The organism is Ruegeria sp. CDSC068 (genome assembly GCF_059610545.1).
In genome coordinates this window covers 1-17,174 of sequence record NZ_JBXWNV010000008.1, presented here as the reverse complement: position 1 = coordinate 17,174, position 17,174 = coordinate 1, and the positions used below count along the sequence as shown (strand labels likewise).

16 protein-coding genes and 4 pseudogenes are annotated in these 17,174 nt (G+C 54.2%); 6 read left to right on the top strand and 14 right to left on the bottom strand.

Annotated elements, in window-relative coordinates; translation table 11 throughout:
• Positions 1-241: 241 nt before the first annotated feature.
• The 4 genes and pseudogenes from AC2FID_RS16230 to AC2FID_RS16215 form a co-directional block, all read right to left on the bottom strand.
• Positions 242-890: pseudogene (locus tag AC2FID_RS16230) on the bottom strand (IS5 family transposase); the annotation flags it as partial.
• Between the two features lie 9 nt (positions 891-899).
• Positions 900-1,220: an autotransporter outer membrane beta-barrel domain-containing protein gene (locus AC2FID_RS16225; RefSeq protein WP_496837703.1), complete on the bottom strand. Its 321-nt coding sequence runs from the start codon at positions 1,218-1,220 to the stop codon at positions 900-902.
• A 670-nt stretch (positions 1,221-1,890) separates the two neighbouring features.
• Entirely contained in the window at positions 1,891-2,289 is a 399-nt protein-coding gene (locus AC2FID_RS16220; protein ID WP_496837701.1) for a hypothetical protein, read from the bottom strand.
• Between the two features lie 363 nt (positions 2,290-2,652).
• Positions 2,653-2,967, bottom strand: a complete 315-nt coding sequence (locus AC2FID_RS16215; RefSeq protein ID WP_496837890.1) for a helix-turn-helix transcriptional regulator — start codon at positions 2,965-2,967, stop codon at positions 2,653-2,655.
• Positions 2,968-3,385: 418 nt separating this feature from the next.
• Between AC2FID_RS16215 and AC2FID_RS16210 the strand changes: the two genes are divergently transcribed.
• Together AC2FID_RS16210 and AC2FID_RS16205 are read left to right on the top strand one after the other, a co-directional pair.
• A complete protein-coding gene (locus tag AC2FID_RS16210; RefSeq protein ID WP_496756612.1) occupies positions 3,386-4,003 on the top strand; it encodes a 3'-5' exonuclease in 618 nt (205 codons plus the stop codon).
• Positions 4,004-4,695: 692 nt separating this feature from the next.
• Positions 4,696-5,170: pseudogene (locus tag AC2FID_RS16205) on the top strand (IS6 family transposase); the annotation flags it as partial.
• Positions 5,171-5,267: 97 nt separating this feature from the next.
• On the opposite strand, the gene pdxR reads toward AC2FID_RS16205, so the two are convergent.
• Positions 5,268-6,761 (bottom strand): MocR-like pyridoxine biosynthesis transcription factor PdxR, encoded by a 1,494-nt coding sequence (pdxR, locus tag AC2FID_RS16200; protein WP_496837699.1) that lies wholly within the window; start codon positions 6,759-6,761, stop codon positions 5,268-5,270.
• Positions 6,762-6,919: 158 nt separating this feature from the next.
• On the opposite strand from pdxR, the gene AC2FID_RS16195 reads away from it, so the two are divergent.
• On the top strand, positions 6,920-8,503 hold the full coding sequence (locus AC2FID_RS16195) for an ABC transporter substrate-binding protein (RefSeq protein WP_496837698.1): 1,584 nt from the start codon (positions 6,920-6,922) through the stop codon (positions 8,501-8,503).
• A gap of 64 nt (positions 8,504-8,567) precedes the next feature.
• Positions 8,568-9,497, top strand: coding sequence for an endonuclease/exonuclease/phosphatase family protein (locus AC2FID_RS16190; protein ID WP_496837696.1), 930 nt, complete (start codon positions 8,568-8,570; stop codon positions 9,495-9,497).
• Between the two features lie 258 nt (positions 9,498-9,755).
• Here AC2FID_RS16190 and AC2FID_RS16185 read toward each other — a convergent pair.
• From AC2FID_RS16185 to AC2FID_RS16165, 5 genes and pseudogenes are all read right to left on the bottom strand, one after another.
• Positions 9,756-9,851: pseudogene (locus tag AC2FID_RS16185) on the bottom strand (IS6 family transposase); the annotation flags it as partial.
• On the bottom strand, positions 9,835-9,969 hold the full coding sequence (locus AC2FID_RS16180; RefSeq protein WP_282170421.1) for a hypothetical protein: 135 nt from the start codon (positions 9,967-9,969) through the stop codon (positions 9,835-9,837). The gene AC2FID_RS16180 and the pseudogene AC2FID_RS16185, both read right to left, overlap by 17 nt.
• 117 nt (positions 9,970-10,086) lie before the next feature.
• Positions 10,087-10,341 carry an aminotransferase class V-fold PLP-dependent enzyme gene (locus AC2FID_RS16175; protein ID WP_496837694.1) on the bottom strand — a complete coding sequence of 85 codons (255 nt, stop codon included), beginning with the start codon at positions 10,339-10,341 and terminating at the stop codon, positions 10,087-10,089.
• Between the two features lie 113 nt (positions 10,342-10,454).
• On the bottom strand, positions 10,455-11,189 hold the full coding sequence (locus AC2FID_RS16170) for an SDR family NAD(P)-dependent oxidoreductase (RefSeq protein WP_496837692.1): 735 nt from the start codon (positions 11,187-11,189) through the stop codon (positions 10,455-10,457).
• A 6-nt stretch (positions 11,190-11,195) separates the two neighbouring features.
• On the bottom strand, positions 11,196-11,726 hold the full coding sequence (locus AC2FID_RS16165; RefSeq protein ID WP_496837690.1) for a 2,4'-dihydroxyacetophenone dioxygenase family protein: 531 nt from the start codon (positions 11,724-11,726) through the stop codon (positions 11,196-11,198).
• A gap of 108 nt (positions 11,727-11,834) precedes the next feature.
• Here AC2FID_RS16165 and AC2FID_RS16160 point away from each other — a divergent pair, with 108 nt between their 5' ends.
• Positions 11,835-12,596, top strand: coding sequence for an IclR family transcriptional regulator (locus AC2FID_RS16160; protein WP_496761127.1), 762 nt, complete (start codon positions 11,835-11,837; stop codon positions 12,594-12,596).
• Positions 12,597-12,795: 199 nt separating this feature from the next.
• Here AC2FID_RS16160 and AC2FID_RS16155 read toward each other — a convergent pair whose 3' ends face one another.
• Positions 12,796-13,485 carry a glutathione S-transferase gene (locus AC2FID_RS16155; RefSeq protein WP_496761126.1) on the bottom strand — a complete coding sequence of 230 codons (690 nt, stop codon included), beginning with the start codon at positions 13,483-13,485 and terminating at the stop codon, positions 12,796-12,798.
• 894 nt (positions 13,486-14,379) lie between these two features.
• Positions 14,380-14,943 (bottom strand): annotated as a pseudogene (locus AC2FID_RS16150) (IS6 family transposase).
• Between the two features lie 481 nt (positions 14,944-15,424).
• Here AC2FID_RS16150 and AC2FID_RS16145 point away from each other — a divergent pair.
• Positions 15,425-16,078, top strand: a complete 654-nt coding sequence (locus AC2FID_RS16145) for a YrbL family protein (protein WP_282121618.1) — start codon at positions 15,425-15,427, stop codon at positions 16,076-16,078.
• Positions 16,079-16,208: 130 nt separating this feature from the next.
• Here the strand turns inward: AC2FID_RS16145 and AC2FID_RS16140 are convergent, their stop codons facing one another.
• Both AC2FID_RS16140 and AC2FID_RS16135 read right to left on the bottom strand, forming a co-directional pair.
• Entirely contained in the window at positions 16,209-16,814 is a 606-nt protein-coding gene (locus AC2FID_RS16140) for a YrbL family protein (protein WP_282121617.1), read from the bottom strand.
• 77 nt (positions 16,815-16,891) lie between these two features.
• Positions 16,892-17,174 (bottom strand): hypothetical protein (locus AC2FID_RS16135; protein WP_496837688.1); only part of this gene is annotated, 283 nt, incomplete at its 5' end.

Sequence of the window (17,174 nt, the reverse complement as noted above, 5' to 3'; positions counted from 1 at the left end):
TGTCGATGAATGCGTTGGGTCAAAAATGCTTGACGTTTGGGTCAGAATTGAAGGATGCGCTTCACTGATTTACTAAGGCTTTGGGCATCGAGTGAGATCAAAGATCTGTAACGTTCCACAACTGTCAAGGGGGTCGGAACGGCCAAGTCCGGGAGGGACCCACGCGTGCCTCACGCGGGGTAGGAACTGGGATTTTGTCGAGAAGAAGACGCGCGTTCCGCGCGGCGCTGGCCCGTTGACCGGCGCGGGGGATCTCGTTCCGGAGCCTGGCCGCCGGGCAGTCCTCTTTCCAAAGACGCCCGTTTTGCGGATCGGGATGATTGCGGTGGCCTGCTGTTCGATGATGGCCGCGTAGCATCGTCGGGTGTCATATGCGCCATCGGCAGTCACCGTGCCGATCTGCTGGTCTTCCGGGACTTGGTTGAGCAGGTCCGGCAGGACCGGGCTACCGCTGTCGCGGCTCGAAGTGAATTCAGCCGCGCGGATGTCTGACGTCCCCTTTGTCCATAGCCAGATGCACTTTGCGCCGCTGGTGCGGCGTTACGCGCCATGCTTGGGCGTTTGCCATTCGCCATTGCCGAGGAACGTCATCCCCCTGCCGTCGACCAAGAGGTTCAAGGGGCCGTCGGCATGGGATCTGAACGGTGCGTGTCTTTTGCCTGCGGCAGAGGGTCGAGTAGTCTAGCTCCAGCCAATCCAGCGCTGCCAACTCCAGCAGGCTGGCAACCACACCTGCAGTCTGCCGCAGAGGCAACTTGAACAGCTTTCGGGCCGCGCCAGCCAGGTCATCCCCGATCAATCCAAATCAACAACGAGGCACGCATTCTCGGAACAGCATTGTAGTTGGCCCAGTTCTTCGTGCGATGGCGAGTGGGAGTCGGCTTCGGCATTCCGCCCTCCTAATCCCATGGATTCACATTGTGAATTCTCCTTAGTCGAGTTCTGCAACAACGCCGTTCAGCAGCTTGAACAGGCGTGCCAATCTCAATGGAAATCTCATACCCGCTGTCATCGGCATCCACGGCGGCCACACCGTTCGGGCTTATCTGGCTGTCGAAATACCCATCGCGCAGCTGACCGTCGATATAAAACTGACTGTCCGCAACCAAAAGTGCACTGAGGGTAGCATCGTAGCCGACGGCCGAGATATCGGCGCTGGCCAAGCGGTTACCGACACCTGATGACAGATGGTCGATGCCAAATTCCAGCCCGCCAAACACCTGTCCGCCTGCAACCTCTCCCTTAGGGAAACTGTGTCATATCGACGTTCATCGCTGTTTGTCAAAACACTGCGATCACTGACATTTTTTGTACCAGCGTGGTTATGTGCTTGCGAAACTGCGGAGCGAACATCCTGTGCTTATCCGCGCTGGTCATGGCCTCGAAACGGACCGGCCATGGACATTCCAGCACACATAGCAATAGCGAATGCAGTGACAAATGCAATCATTACGTTTTTCATCATTTCGCACCTTCCAGCTAAGCGTGTTCATTTCGCTGTGTGTGCAATAAACATGGTATTCTGCGGCTCAGGTTTATTGCGCGGGCACGTCAAGGTTTTGAGGGAAGGCATCAAATTGGCACCCGCCTACAGTGCAATATCTGGTGGGGCGTTCACTGCCAGGTAGGCATTGGCTTCGAGGCAACCGCTCGCCAATTTGATTGGGCATAAATCAACACGCGCAACCGCGAAAAACACGCTGTACCAGCCGAAAGTTTGGACTGGGTCGAGGTCGATTTCCTTGCCCTCTTACCGTATGGACAATGTGCTGAACCGGCCTCATAGAGAGACCGGTTCAGCCGGGATCCTGGTACTAGCTGTCCGGGCCCGGCGATAAATAGCGGCATGTCGCGTTTCCTCTAGGAAGACCCGCCTAGGTCCGCAATGTGCTACGGGTGGTGCATCCAGGTTGGGTTATCATCGAGGCCGCCACCCGACGTATTTCCTATAATCCAAGTGTAACTACCACCGTCTGCAATACCGATGGCTACGACATTGGGCAATTCCGAGCTCCAGTTCGTTCCATATGTACTCTGCTGCTGGGTCGAGGAGAGATTGGTTTGACCCAGATCCTGCTTTGATGTCACAGCGAAGCGACCGTCAGCCATGCTATTGCTTTGTTGGGTTTTGGCCATCCGGTCAGAGTGGCTGATTGCTTGCGAAATCGTTGAGCGAACATCATGTACATTCCCGCCCCGACCGTGGTCACGCAACGGACCGGCCATGGACATTCCAGCACTCAGAACAATGGCGAGTGCAGTGACGGATGTGATCAGTGTCTTTTCCATTTCTTGGTCCCTTTCGGTTTGGCGCTGTTGATGCGCTGTGTGTGAGACCAATTTGGCAATCCGCAGATCAGATTTATTGTGCGGGCACGTCAAGGTTTTGAGAAAAGACATCAAGTTTCCGCCCGTCGGCGGCACCTCCCGCAGTACGGCAGCCTTTGTCCGGTGAAATTTGGCTTCGCTACGGCCCTCCGCGAAACTGAATAGGTGGAAATCGACAAAGCTCGAACAGCCGACATTTGGGCAAAAAGCAGCATCAGGCACAAAGGGCTCCTTACGGACCTCGGTGCCATCGCGGCAAAGCCCTCTGCCTCGCTAAAAACTGACACGAGGACGGCCCAAACCTGCCGCTGCGCTGCTGCTTCCTCAAAACAGTCCTTCGGAACCCTTGTCTTTTGCCTCCTCTTCATAACGCTTACGTTCTGCATCCGCCGTGTTACGCCACTCTGCACGAAGTAGGTCCATTCGCCGAGGAATGCTGTCATTGAGGACCTCCGCCTCAATGATCCGTTCTGTCCGAAAGTACCGAAAGCCTTCTCGCATCTCGCACCATGCAGCGATGATGCGGCTGGTGTCCCGATAACCCAGCAGTATGGGCCAGATCACACGACGGGTCTGTTGGCTTGAGTGCTCCAAATATTTAAGGGCTATCTTTTGGCGGCGCCAAATAGCTAGGCGAATGGCCGCGGCTCCCAGTACTTCATCCGGCTGAAGAAACGACGTCCGGTACTTGTCAGGTGCGACAGTTTCCAGCTTGGTGATCAGCTTCTCTGCCGCCCAACATCAAGCAGGGAAATTTACTGAAGCCGCCATTCGTGTGTCTGCAACGAATCGGCGCTTGGTCCGCAGAGTGCTAGTAGACCACCTCCAGATATAGCGCTCAGGTCGAAAATTCGGTTTGACGGACGCACCACGGCATTTGCGCTGCTCGCTGAACGGCAGGTATGGGCCGTGAGTGAAGCGTCGTATAGGCAGACTAAACTCCTTGCGCGCTAGAACGGCTTGCCAAGACCCATTCGACCTGCAAAAACTAAGATGTTCAGTTGTCTAACTGGCAGCGAAAGCTGAGGAAATCCGACAGATTCAGAGCGTTCAAACGGTGGACACATTTAACAAATTTGGACATCTTAGTACGCCGCCTGCCGGACCTTTTCGATTTATTGCGTTGGACGTCGAAACGGCGAGCAATTCTATCGGTAGCATATGCCAGATTGGGCTTTGTTTTGTTAGCGACACTGGTTCCATGCAAACCTATTCTGTACTGATTGACCCCGAGGGACCATTCGAGGTTTTCAATACTGAGCTTCACGGGATTTCTGCCGAAACCGTGATTGGGGCTGGAACATTCCCAACGGTTTACGCATCCTTGTTTGAAGTCCTGAACACCCACAATCTTGTGCAACACAGTACGTTTGATGAAAAGGCGATGACGGCTGCTTGTACCCGGTATGGGCTGCCAATGATCTCGTCGCATTGGACGAATAGCGTGTCGATTGCCCGTCGGGCATGGCCGTCCTTGAAGGGCGCCGGCGGGCACGGGTTGGCAAATCTTAAGAAATACCTCGGCCTTGAGTTTCATCACCATGATGCAGGTGAAGACGCCCGTGCTTCGGCTTCTGTGATCTTAAAAGCAGAGGAGGCTTTGGGGACGCCGTTGTCTTACCTCAGGACAAACCGCCAGTTGAACTTCCAATTCGGAAATCCATCCGAGAGATAAGCGGCCAAGGTCTTCTAGGTCCTGCTGAACGGCGAACCAACCGTGCGATGTTATGCAGTGTCCGAAGTCCGGCTCTGCTGAAGCAGTCATCCCAATTTTTGCAGTGTTCGAATGTCTAGAATGGGTCAAGTCGTTTTGACCATTGAGCGTGGTTTCATCACCAGTTTCCTGCAACACAACAAAACAATTGCGAGTTACGAGCAGGTAGGATTGCGCATGATAGCAAGCTGGTTTTCTCACTTATTTTTAGCCACCCACACGTTTGGTTTTATGGTGTAAAAACTCGTCGCGCCTGGGCACGCACTGCTTAAGACGTAACCTAGGCGCGACTCAAATCCATTCAATTGTTTTTTTACCTAACTATTTTTGCGACCGTACCCAGATGCATCTTGGCTAAGTTGGAAGCTGTCGAGCAGGGGAAGAAATGCTGCCAACGACGCGCTATGTGAAGAGTGGAGGCGTGCATGTCGCCAATCAGTTTTTTGGTGATGGGTCAAAGAGCTGTGTTTTTGTTCCCGGATTTATCTCTCAAATCGAAAACTATTGGGACTAACCCAGATGTGCCTGGTGGTTAGAAGGCGTTGCCAGGTTGTAAAAATGGGTTTGCGGTTGTAGCGCGATGCCATGTTGGATCAGTCTGATCTGTCCCGCCTCAGGGGTTTCCGTTTCCCGCGTTCGGTCATCGGCTACGTCCGGCGGACAAATGGCACCTCGTCGAAGTCGTAGTGCCTATCAATGGTCGAAAACATTGGCTGTGGCGCACGGTCGATGGCAACGGCGACGCACTTGATATCCTTGTTCAGCCGTGTCGCAACAAGGCCGCCGCGATGCGCTTATTCAGGAAGCCGTTCAAGACCTGGGCAACCGCGCGTGACCATCACGGACAGACTACGTTCTTGCCGCGCTGCGATGGCAGAAGCGGCCCCGGAGACTGATCATCGCCTGAACAATCGCGTTGAGGCTTTGCACGGACATACGAGGCGGTGACAGAAGGTTATGGGCCAGTTCAAGTCACCCTCTCAGGCGCAACCGTTCTTGTCGGTCTACGATCAAACCGCCGCCCTATTCCGACCCAAACGCAACCGTCTTTCAGCCTGTTCTTATCGCTATTCACGAGCGGATGCCGTCAATCTGTGGACTCAGTACAGCGGCCAACAGGCCGCCTAAACCATCTCGGCATGGCAACTCTCAGTCAAATGAAAACAACCTGACAATGCCCAAGTCCCAAAGAGGTAACACTTTGTTCTGGTGAAAGTCTGCTTCCTCAAATTTTATTGTTGTTGAAGTCAGAGAGGCATGAACAAAGACCCGCAATCGCAGCCGGAATGTCATCCTCATGGGTGCAGCCAAAACCCAATAATAACCCATTCAAGTCCTGCCGCTGCATGCAATAATATGAGAGCGCATAGGCCGCCACGCCGTGCGCATCCAACACATCCAGCATTTTCGTATCCGGCAGGCTGGCTGGCAGGTCTGCAATCACTCTCAGCCCGCTAGTGTTCTTGTGCAAGGTTACAAGCGGGTTGGCAATGCGAGCAAAGCTGTCAATCATCGCCTTGCGGCGACGTGTATAGGCACTGTGCATGCGTCGGATATGAGTGTTCAGATGTCCCTGCTCAATAAACTCTGCCAACACCGCCTGCAGCCATGTGTTGGGGCCGCGGTCAGTGACGGCGCTGAGCGCCATCAGCGGTCTGGCCAGCGCCCGGGGTGCAATGATGAAGCCAAGCCGCAGCGACGGGAAGAGCGCGTTGTTGAAGCTGGAGACGTAGATGGTACGCGCATGGTGGTCGTCGCAGTAGATCGCCGGGTCAGGGCGTCCGCCGAACATAAATTCATTGTCCAGATCGTCCTCGATGAGCCAGGCATCATTGCGGCGGGTCCAGTCCATCCATTCTAACCGCTGGGCTATCGGCATCACGGCGCCCAGAGGATACTGGCAGGAGGGTGTCAGATAGGCCAGACGTGCCCCATCAGAATCCGAGCCGTCAGGCGGAACGGCGGCGCCGGTATCCGTCACCGGGACAGGAACGACGGCTCCGCCTTGAGCCAGAAAGCTTGCCCGTACCACCGGGCTGGATGGATCCTCCATCAACACTTTGTCGCCAGGGTTTAGCAGCAGAGCAGCAATCAGATTCAGCGACTGCTGGGAGCCGGTAGTGACAATGACCTGACTCGGGCTGCATTTCAGGCCTCGCCGGTTCAGTACGTAGTCACAGATTGCCTCACGAAGGGGCACAAAGCCGCCGGGCTGGCCATAGGCCATCATCGTACTGTCGAGCCGGTTGCGGATTCGGTTTTCGATCCGGCCCCAGATCTTGTGTGGGAACAGATCTATGGCAGGAATGTTGGCCAGGAAGGGGCGTACCATGACCGGATCAAAGTAAGATGAATCCAGGCCCTCTGTTACCGCCTGCCCGCGCTTCGATAGCCTTGGTGGAAGGGTGGTTTCCGGCACGCTCCTGACGCTGGGGTTTAGGCCTGGAAACTCCGGGTTGACGAAAGTTCCGGAACCGGTTTGGCTTTGCAAGTAACCCTCGCTGGCTAATTGCTCAAATGCGGCAACAAGGGTGCTGCGGGCTATTCCGTGATGTTCTTTTAGCCAGCGGGTTGAGGGCAGTTTCTGCCCAGGTTTTATTTCCCCGTTCTGGATCATCCGGCGCAGGTGCTGAACCAGTTGCAGATAGAGTGGTGTGCCAACCTCGCGATCCAATTTCAAAAATGGCAGCGGAGCAAAATGCTTGGTTTGCCCTGGCACGTGCGAACTCCAAATTGGTTTGCAACATTTAACCCAAATGGACGTAGTAAATAAAGCCACTTTCTGTCAACAAATCTCTGAATGCCCTGACTTGGGCATATGAACAACAAGAAGGCTGTATGGCCCTGCTGGGGCCGGTTCCGCCAGCAGGGGAAAACATGTCTGACATCATCAATCACTATGTGAAACAGGCGGCCAAAGGCTTCATAAGCCGCCGAGAATTCATCGGCCGCCTTGGCGCGCTGGGTGTGGCCGCTGCCAGCGCTAACAGCCTTCTGGCCTCTGCAGTGCGCGCCGAAGGTCCGAAAAAGGGTGGTATGATCCGTGCGGGCCTGCAAGGCGGCGCCAGCACCGATAGCCTGGATCCGGCACTGTCAGCCAGTTCCGTGACAGCCAATGTGCTCACGGCCTTTGGCGATTTGTTAGTGGAAGTCAGCCCTCAGGGTGAGATTGTTCCCCGCCTGGCGGAGTCGGTTGAGGCGTCCGATGACGCAAAGACCTGGAACTTCAAGATTCGCAAGGGTGTGGAATTTCACAACGGCAAAACGTTGACGCCGGACGACGTACTTAAGACCATGCAGCGCCACTCAAACGAAGAGGCACAATCTGGTGCGCTGGGTATCATGCATGGCATCGAGTCGATGAAGGTGGATGGCGATTATTTTAGCGTTTCCCTGGATACACCAAATGCAGACCTTCCATACCTGATGGCGGACTACCACCTGGTGGTTCAGCCGGATGGTGGTATGGCGCTCCCAGCTGCAGGCATTGGCAGCGGGCCCTACACGGTCGAGGTCAACGAAGCCGGCACCCGCTACGCATTCAAAAAATTCGCCAATTATTGGGACGAGGGCCGAGGCCACGCCGATGAGATCGAGATCCTGGTGTTGAACGATGACACCGCCCGCGCGGCAGCGCTGCAGAGCGGTCAGGTCCATTTCATCAACCGGGTGTCGCCCAAGATCGCCAAGTTGCTGGGTCGCGCGCCTGGCCTGCGGATCGAAACCATATCGGGCCGCGGCCATTATGTCTTTGTCATGCACACCGACACGCCGCCGTTTGCCAACAACGACCTACGAATGGCGCTGAAACTGGCGGTCGATCGGCAGGAGATGGTCGACAAGGTGCTGCGCGGTTTTGGCAGCGTAGGCAATGACATGCCGATCAACGCTGCTTATCCGCTGTTTTCCGGCGATATCGAGCAGCGCAGCTTTGATCCGGATCAAGCCCGCCATTACTACCAAAAATCCGGTCACGATGGACCGATTGTGCTGAAAGTGTCGGACGCCGCTTTCCCCAGCGCGGTGGATGCCGCTGCGCTGTATCAGCAAAGTGCGGCCAAGGCAGGTATCCCGCTTGAGATCCAGCGTGTGCCTAGCGATGGCTACTGGTCCGAAGTCTGGAACAAAGAGCCATTCTGCGCGTCCTATTGGGCAGGCCGTCCGGTGCAGGATCAGATGTACTCCACTGCCTATAAATCGGATGCCGACTGGAACGACACTCGCTTCAAGCGCGAAGACTTCGACGCACTGCTGTTGCAGGCCAAGGCAGAGCTTGATCCGATCAGGCGCACATCGCTCTACCACGAGATGGGTCTGATGGTGCGCGACGAAGGCGGCGCTATAATCCCGATGTTCAATGATTTTATCGATGGGGTCAGCGAACAGATCGGTGGTTGGGAAGGCGATCCGGGTGGTGGCACCATGTTCGACGGCGCTCTGGTCAAGACTTGGCTGCTGTAGTCAAAGCTCTCGTAGACAGCGGCGGGTGGCCCCAAAGCAATCCGTCGCGGTACTGGGAAGTCCCATGAAATTGGTCACCTACAACATCCGCTACGCTTTGGGTATGGACGGGGTTTATGACTGTGCTCGCGTCGCCGATGAAGTGCGCGGCGCCGATGTCATCGCCTTGCAAGAGGTCGAGCGCAACTGGCGCCGCAGCGGCATGAAAGACCAGCCGACACTATTGGCGGGCTTCCTGCCCGACTACCATTGGAGCTATTTCCCGGCGTTCGACATGGACGCCAGCAGCGTTGGTACAGACGGCAGTGTTGAAAACCGCCGTCGCCAGTTCGGCGTGATGTTGCTGTCTAAATACCGTATCCTGGAGGTGCGCCGCCACCTGTTACCCAAGATTGCCACCGCTTGCAGCCTTGGGATGGAGACTGGCGCGCTGGAATGTATCCTGGACACCCCGGGCGGTCCGCTGCGAGTCTATTCTCTGCATTTATCGTCTGCGTCCCGGCGAGAAAAGTTGCTGCAGGTGCAGTACCTGATTTCCCTGCATCAGGGTGCGCAAGCTCGTGGCGGATCTTGGACCGGATCGGCACCGAAGCATGACCCTATCGAGTTGGCAAATTTTCACGCCATGGATTGGTCTCAGGGTGAACATGAGCCGAAAGTGCCCCACAGTACAATTATGTTGGGCGATTTCAATTTAGTTCCTGACAGTCCGGAATACACTGCTTTGACCGGTGAACCTGACATAGCGACCGGTCACAACCTACACTGGGACAGCTTTGCGGACAGCTGGGTCGTTGCAAAGAACAGATCCGATGGCGACGGGTTTACGTGGTGGCCCGACCCGCCTGATCGCGCACCTGCACAGCCTTTGCGGCTGGATTACTGTCTGATCACTCCCGAATTGGTCCAATCAGTAGAGAGGGCATGGGTGGATTGCAGCGCAACTGGTTCCGATCACCGCCCTTATTGGGTCGATATGCGCATTGAATGGTAGCATTCTGCTAACTTTCTGATGGATTCCATATCCAAAACTTGCCAGATGAGATCCCTGCTGGCTTGTGTCGCAAAGTTTTTGATAGACCAGCGTCGACGTTATGGCAGGCGAAGTTATCCTGTAATCCCAGCAGACATCCGAAAGCTCGAGTTCGTTGCGCTAGAGAATTGCTGTTCCCGGATCATGTTGACGACTTGGATCCTAACAAGCGTGGCCGTATTGAATTTGAACGACTTAAACCCACACTTGTGCCGAACCCACCGCTGAAGCAAAGGCCTTGAACCCTAACATCGGTCGAGTGTGTCTCTTGATGAGGCGATAGTCCTGTTCCACGATGTTATTTAGATACTTCCGCCTGACCATCGCGATAGAAATCGCGTGCCTCGGCGTGACGGGCGTAGCGGGTGTACAGCCCTTCTTTCAGCATGTCATCCAGCGCGACGTCCAGCGCGTGAACGACCGCCACGGGCATGGATGTCAGGCTTGGATGCCAATTTCTTGAGGCGTCGTATTGATCCCGCCATCGGATTACATCCGTGAAGCCGTCGCGCGGAGACTGTTTCGCTTTGATCAGGTTCCAGGCTTCATCTCAAACGGCGATCATCCCGACCCCCGGTACAGAGCCCAACCCTTTCTGCGAGGCGGCCGTCATCACCGACACCCCCCAGCCATCCAAATGCGCGGGATATGTGCAAAGTGCGCTGACACTATCGACCATAATAGGAACGCCCGCCTCTGAGGCGACTTTGGCGAGGGCATCGACCGGTTGCTGCAATCCGGTCGAAGTTTCAAAATGGGTAAAACAGAGGAGGTCGTATTTCTGCTGTGACAGCGCTGCACGCACGTAGGCCTATGAAAAATCGGGAACAACATACAGGCCCTGGGGGCCATGCTGTGCCGCCACCACAGTTGCAGCCACTTCCATGGGGCCAGGCGTAAAATCCCGAACGTGCGCCATCAGTAGGTCGCTCTTCCACCTGAGAGATCAAAGACTGCGCCGGTGTTGAATGTGCAATCTTCGGAACTTAGCCACATCACCATGCGCGCTGCTTCTTCAACCCAGCCGAGGCGTTTCATGGGGGATTTGTCGATCATGATTTGCACGAAATCTGGCGTCATCTGATCCAGGATCGCCGTTTTGATGGCGGCGGGTGCGATGCAATTGACGCGAATATCAGTCTGCGCCAGTTCCTTAGCAATCGACTTGGTGAAACCGATGACGCCTGCCTTGGACGCCGAATAGGCCGAGGCGTTAGGGGTGCCTTCTTTGCCTGCAAGCGAGGCCATGTTGACGATCCGACCAAAGCCAGCCTTTTGCATCACGGGAACGATGGCTTGAGCCAAGTAAAAAGTCCCGATCAGGTTGACCTCAATTACGCGGGCCCAGACCGCCGGATCGTTTTCCGCGACCGGAAGTGTTGGGCCGGCGAAACCCGCATTGTGAGACAGAAAATCTATGCCACCGAAGGCTTTTCTGGTCTCTGCAACTGCTGAGGCAATCTGGTTTGGTTGGCTGATATCCACTTTGCAAGCGATTGCACCCGCGGGGGCGTCATTTGGTCCTGAAAGATCCCAGATCGCCACGTTGGCGCCGGCAGCCGCATAGTGGCTTGCGATTTCGGCTCCGATCCCGGCTGCCCCGCCGGTGATAACGGCGGTACGGCCTGCGAAGTCATAGGTTACATTGCTCATGATGTCTTACCGGATAAAATTTTTCACGTAGTCAGCGCCAAGGCCAACCTCTTCGAAATGCGCACGGCACATATCGATCTTAGTGAACACATCCTCATAGCCCAGGTGATTTCCGTCGGGATCGCAGTAGTACATCACCCCGTTGACCTGAAAATAGGTGATCATTTCCTGGACATCATCGGGCACAACAAGTGTGTGGGTCTCTCCGGGCGGCTCGAATACATAGCTGCCTTCTTCGGCAAACCAATCATGCTCAAGATAGTGCCAGCGCCCCTTCAGCACGAAACCATGCACCGGGCAGGCATGGCGGTGGCGCGACAAAACACCGGACTTGGTGACTTTCAGCAGGTTCATCCAGCAGCCTTGCGAGACATTCAGGCAGAGCGGGCGAAAAAACACGTGCTCAGCCTGTTGCACCCACATGCGCGGATCATCTTCGGCCAGCGCGTCAGGGATCACAATCTCGGGCAAGGCATCCTGCGGCATCGGATGCTTGTATGGCACGCGAGGATTTTCGTCAGTTTCGGTCAGTGGCATTTCGGCTCCTACCCATTGCGATCAGTTTTGCAATTCCACAATATGGACAACATGCTCAACATATGGAATATACACCATCAAGAAACCCCGTCAATCGGAGAGGTAGGAATGGCAAAACAGGTCCAGGGAACCCAAAGCTTTGCGCGCAGCATCGGACTGTTGCAGCATATTTGCGACTGTAAAAACCCGCCAACTCTGGCCGAACTTCTGGATGAATGCGCCTTTACGCGCCCAACGCTGTACCGCCTACTAAATGGCTTGGAGTCAGAAGGGCTGATCGTGCAGTTAAAGGACAAAAGCTACAAACCCGGCCCGCGCCTGATCAATCTTGCCCGTTCTGCGCTTGCCAAGTCTGACATTCGTGACAGGGCGCGGGATGCCTTGGGTCGCGTCCGGGATCAGACGGGCGAAACCGTACATCTCGCCGTGCCAAGCGGTGACGGGCTTGTTTATATCGACAAGATCGAAAGCCTTGAGACGGTGCGCATGAACTCGACCATAGGAACGTTTGTCCCGCTTCACTCCAGCGGAGTCGGCAAAGCCTACCTTTCGGCTTTGCCTGAAGAAAAGCTGGCCGCTTTTCTGGAAAATGCGACTCTGGAATCGATCACCCCGTTCACAACCACGGATCCAATCCAATTGCGCGCGCAGATCAATCAATGCCGCGCGCAGGGGTTCGTTTTTGACAATCAGGAGAACGAAACCGGCATTGCATGTTTTGGAGCGCCCATCCTGGATGAAAATGCCCAGCCTATTGCTGCGGTCAGCGTATCCGTGCCGTTGTTTCGGTTGAAAGACGAAACGTCTCGATACTCAAGCGCCTTACTGGACTGCGTTCGAGAGTTGTCCGACGGTGAGTTTCAAAGCTGAATCTAAATCTTGCACCCAAGATTTCACCAACGGGGCCAATAGCAGCACTGCGATAAACAGCTGTTTGGTTTCGCAATCTTTGAGTTTGACAGCCCTCTGATCTTGTCGGTGTAGCGAATGGCGGCAGAGCGGGGTGCACCTGCAGCATCTCGGTTGGCTGCTGGATGTCGGCTGTGGGTCGAGATACGACGTGTTCGACTTAGCCTTTGAACCAAATCGGAGAGTCGCCCTCTGACCAAGTTGCGTATTTACTCATCACAAGCAAAAATATCTCACTGTCCAGGAATTGATCCAGCCACGCTGTTAGATTCGGCCACTCCTGAACGTCAAACCATGCCCGATCTATATGCGCAAACTGGCGCACAAACGGTAGAAGCGCCAGGTCGGCAAGGGTGGGGCGATCTCCGAAAAGCCAGGCCTTCCCGACTAACCGCTCGTCGAGGCTGAGCAAGTAGCTTGCCGCTTTCCTGCGTTCCTCATTGGCGTCTAAATCCGGATACCGTGTGGTGTATTTTGTGTGATCTAAAGCCGCCTTGAATGGACCATCATTTACCGTAATCAGACCCCAACCTTCTTGAGGCATGTCTAAAAGCCGCTGTGGATCATTTTGTTGGAGCGCCCAAACCATGATTTCCAGACTTTCATCTATAACTTTGTCTGGAAGTCGAAGCGTGGGCACTGTTCCGGATGGGGATGTTTTTAAGAAGGCCTCTGGCTTGTCCCGTAAGAGAATTTCGCGCAGCTCGACTGTAACTCGTGAACTCGCCAATGCGAGGCGGGCCCTTATCGCGTACGGGCAGCGACGGAATGTCCATAAGATAGGGTGGTGAGCCATATGAGGATCTATCTCCAATCTACCAGCTTGGTCAAACCTCACATCGTTTCCCAATAGGTACTCCTGCTTAAACGCAATCATATTGTGAATTGGATGTCATGTGACACTAAATGCCGTGATCCAGTGATTTTATAATTGGGAACAAGTCAACGCATCTAACCGCTGACTGTGTCATGCCTTTGGCGTGGTAAAATTCGCGCGGGGCGCGCGGCTCACCGTGACTCTAATCGTTGCGATAGCAGACCGCCTTGCGGTCTGCGGCGCTTGTTTTCCCGGGCGCCAGGGAGTCAAATCTCTCGTATCTGAACCGGTCCAGGGCAAGGCGCGAAGAGAGAGCCGCACCGTTGGTCCGGCTCCAATTTCTCATTTCAATTCGCCTCAAGCAGAAACCATGAAAATCCTGGTTCCTCCCGCGCGCAGAGTGCGTGCCCCTCCCAAATTCCCCCAATTTCAGTCTGACGCCCAGTCCTCAGATCAGAAACGGGTCTTTTCCATCGGCCCCGCTCCTTTCCAGGGAAAAAACGCGCAAAAGGTGCCGGTTTCGATGTCTCACGGCCAATGGGCGTTCGGGCGAAACCCACACCTTTGGTCCATTGGACCACACTCAAACGATGGCGGACAAGCCGGGTGCATATCGGCCAACGTATCGTCGAAGGAGGGCTTTATCATGAATGCACAAATCGCAGAAACCACCATGTCACAAACGCAGATTAGCGCCCAGCCTGTGGAACAGAATGATGGATTCCGCAAGCGTGAACCTGCAGGTAGCAGCGGTCATTGGGTCTTTACCACGGCAATCGATAACGAAGGGCCAGAGTCTTTAAGGCCAGTCTTGAGGCCGTCCAAGCATATGACGGGTTGACCGAGGACAATGATCCTTATGGCACCCATGAAAGGTTCTGTTGCGAAGTTTCTTACAGCTCGGAGAAATGCATCCGACCTGCGGTGTCAGGCCGCCAGTTCTTCGACTTGTTGAAAGGGGCAAAGTCCAGGTGTGAATTGGCCTTTTCGGATCATGTGCGCGACTTCGATGCCTGCCAGAGTGGCTGAAGCTGAAGCAAAGGACTTGAAGACGAGCATCGGGCGGGTTCGTCCTTTGATAAATCGATCATTCTGTTCCACAATGCCATTCAAATATTTCCGCCTGATCATCTCAATTAGCATCGGGCATCCAAAGCCCTTTAGCATCTTGTTTATGGCCTTGATGCCAGCTGTTTTAGCTCCGCTTTTGTCAACGACTCGAAAGAGATAAACACACGCGCCTTTCACCTTGGTGTAAGCCTCGTCCATCCGCCAGGAGTGGTTACACGGTCCCTTACTTCTGCGCGCTAGTTCGGCGATGGCACCAGCGTGTTTTGTCACCTAGCGGTTCAGCGTCGTATGACCTACTGCAACGCCACGCTCGGCCATGATTTCTTCAAGATCACGGCAGGACACGCCATATCTGACATAATAGAACACAGCAAAGAGGATCACATCCTTGGGATATTGCGCGCCTTTGAAAGAGAGAATGAACTGACTTTCGACTGGCTGGGATCGAAAGCCATCCACGCTCTAAAGCTAAGCGCGTCAACAGCCAAAAGTTTGCAATAGAGCCCTACCCGCCGGTGCTGGCTTATGAATACGAAGTGATAGCCGAAACCTCCTCGAAAAGGAAAATTACGGGTGCGCAAGGGTCGAAAGATCTGAAAACTCAGGACACCGCACCGGTATTTCCAAGTTGTTTGTCATCGCTTGCAAAGAGTGTCGGATGGTACAGTCAGGTGGTCAGCGTTTGGACTTGACCCTTCCTGAGATCGGGCGCATCCGCTGGGGCATAGCGACGGATACTGCGGCGACCCCATAGGTTCCCGGCAACAATCAAGATGGTGACCGTCCCTGTGCAGCTTGAACTCCAAGCATCATGATCGCAATTGTCTCCGGCGTTTAACCTAACAATATCAATGGTCAAAAAACAACTTGCGCTGGTTCGGAATCAACTTAAACAGAAAATATGAAATGCCAACAAAATCCCACTCTGCTTGAACTAGGAAACAACCCTGTTATCGCGAAGGGAAACAGGCAATTCGTATATGAACACCCATTTGACAAGGGGTTGCTGTTAAAGGTTCCGCAACCTCACACGATGGATGCAGGTTCGAGGCTTGTAACCGACAAGTGGTATGACCGACTGTTTCGCAGAGCTACCGCTTTTAAGGGTTTCATGCGTGAGTTTGACGAAGCCTTTTTTCTGATGATCCGCCATCAGGAAAGTCCGGAAGGGATGCCCGTTTGCAGGGTGTTTGGCACCGCACCGACAGACAAAGGTTTGGCGCTTGTCTATGAACGCATTTCTGATCCGGATGGACAGCTTTCCCCAAGTCTGGGTCAGTTGATTGCCAAAGATCGTCTCACCCCTCAGCATTTGAGCGATCTCAATAGTCACTTCGACCAACTGTCAGATGAACGCGTCATCATAAGCAACAAGAACACTGGCAATCTTGTCTATCAGACATGGCCCGACGGATCCGGGCGATGGGTTTGGATTGACAGCTTTGGGTCTAAACAAGTCATTCCTCTGCGAAGATGGGTTCGTAGTTACAATGACCGTAAGCTCGGCCAGGTTCGAAAAAAGTTCTTTGAATTGATAGACGCGGCAAAGGGCTAGTCGTCTGACAAGCCCTGTTGATTAGGTCCAGCAGGTCCTTGTTGGTTAGGCCGGGAAGGCGCCTATTCAGCTGGTGGCTTAGGCAGCGAAGCCAAATCGACGCCTGTTGATTGCCGTAGAGCGGGTGTCATTAGCCTAGACCAAATGCCTGGCCCATGCGCGTCCGGCGGCGCTCGATGGATTTGCGGAATGCTAAGTCAGAAACCAACGTCAACGGAAACAGCACTCTTTCGCCCAAGCCATCGATAACGACCAGTTTTCCATTGCGCTCTTGCGCCCGTACAATGTTTTCAAAACTCAGGTCGCCCACGATAATCCGGCCACGTTCAAGGTCGTCCATGAGTTCCATGAATTCACTGTGCAGCTGTTTGCGCTCTGATATGTCATCGCCCAATGCGGCCCGTTCCGATTCCAGCGTTGGCGCCAAATCGCCATCAGGACCGGTCATCTTTTCGACCACCAGCGCTGGTCCTTGAGATGTTGGAGCATACCCCATAAAATCCGCAAGGCGTTCAATCTCGGGGCAGCCTCGTGTCAACGCGGCTAAGTATTCGTTTGCTTCCCGGTTCCACTGACGGAGGTTGCCATAGCGCCTCTCGGCATATCGAGGAATTACGTGGTTACGCACCGGTTCATCCACCCGGACTTTCAACAGCGCGCGCTCAATAAACGGATGTTGATAAATTTCGTAGTTGCGGCTTCTTCGCAATGGCCGAATTTTACTTAAGTCTATCATGTTGTTTTGCCGATCCTAATAAAGAAGATTACCGATTACAGCCATCCTCTCAAACCAAGGTCTCCAATTAGTCCTTTTCATGTTTGAGGACAACCAGATGCCGAAACCAGACATTTAGTATCGGCATCTTGCGGAACGTATCGATAGTGAAGCGGTACTGTTCTTAAGCCCAGTTTGTGCAGATGTTTAACGCGCCTCCGTACCCCATCATTCTGCCCTAAAAGCCCGAGCATCAGCATTTGTTGATAAGGGTGAAGCCAATATGACAACGCCATGTCCACTGCTAATTCACTGCAGCGTTGATTGGTGTTGTTATGAGTGATGGAGTGATTTGGCTGATTGTTCTGCCCCATTTTGTGA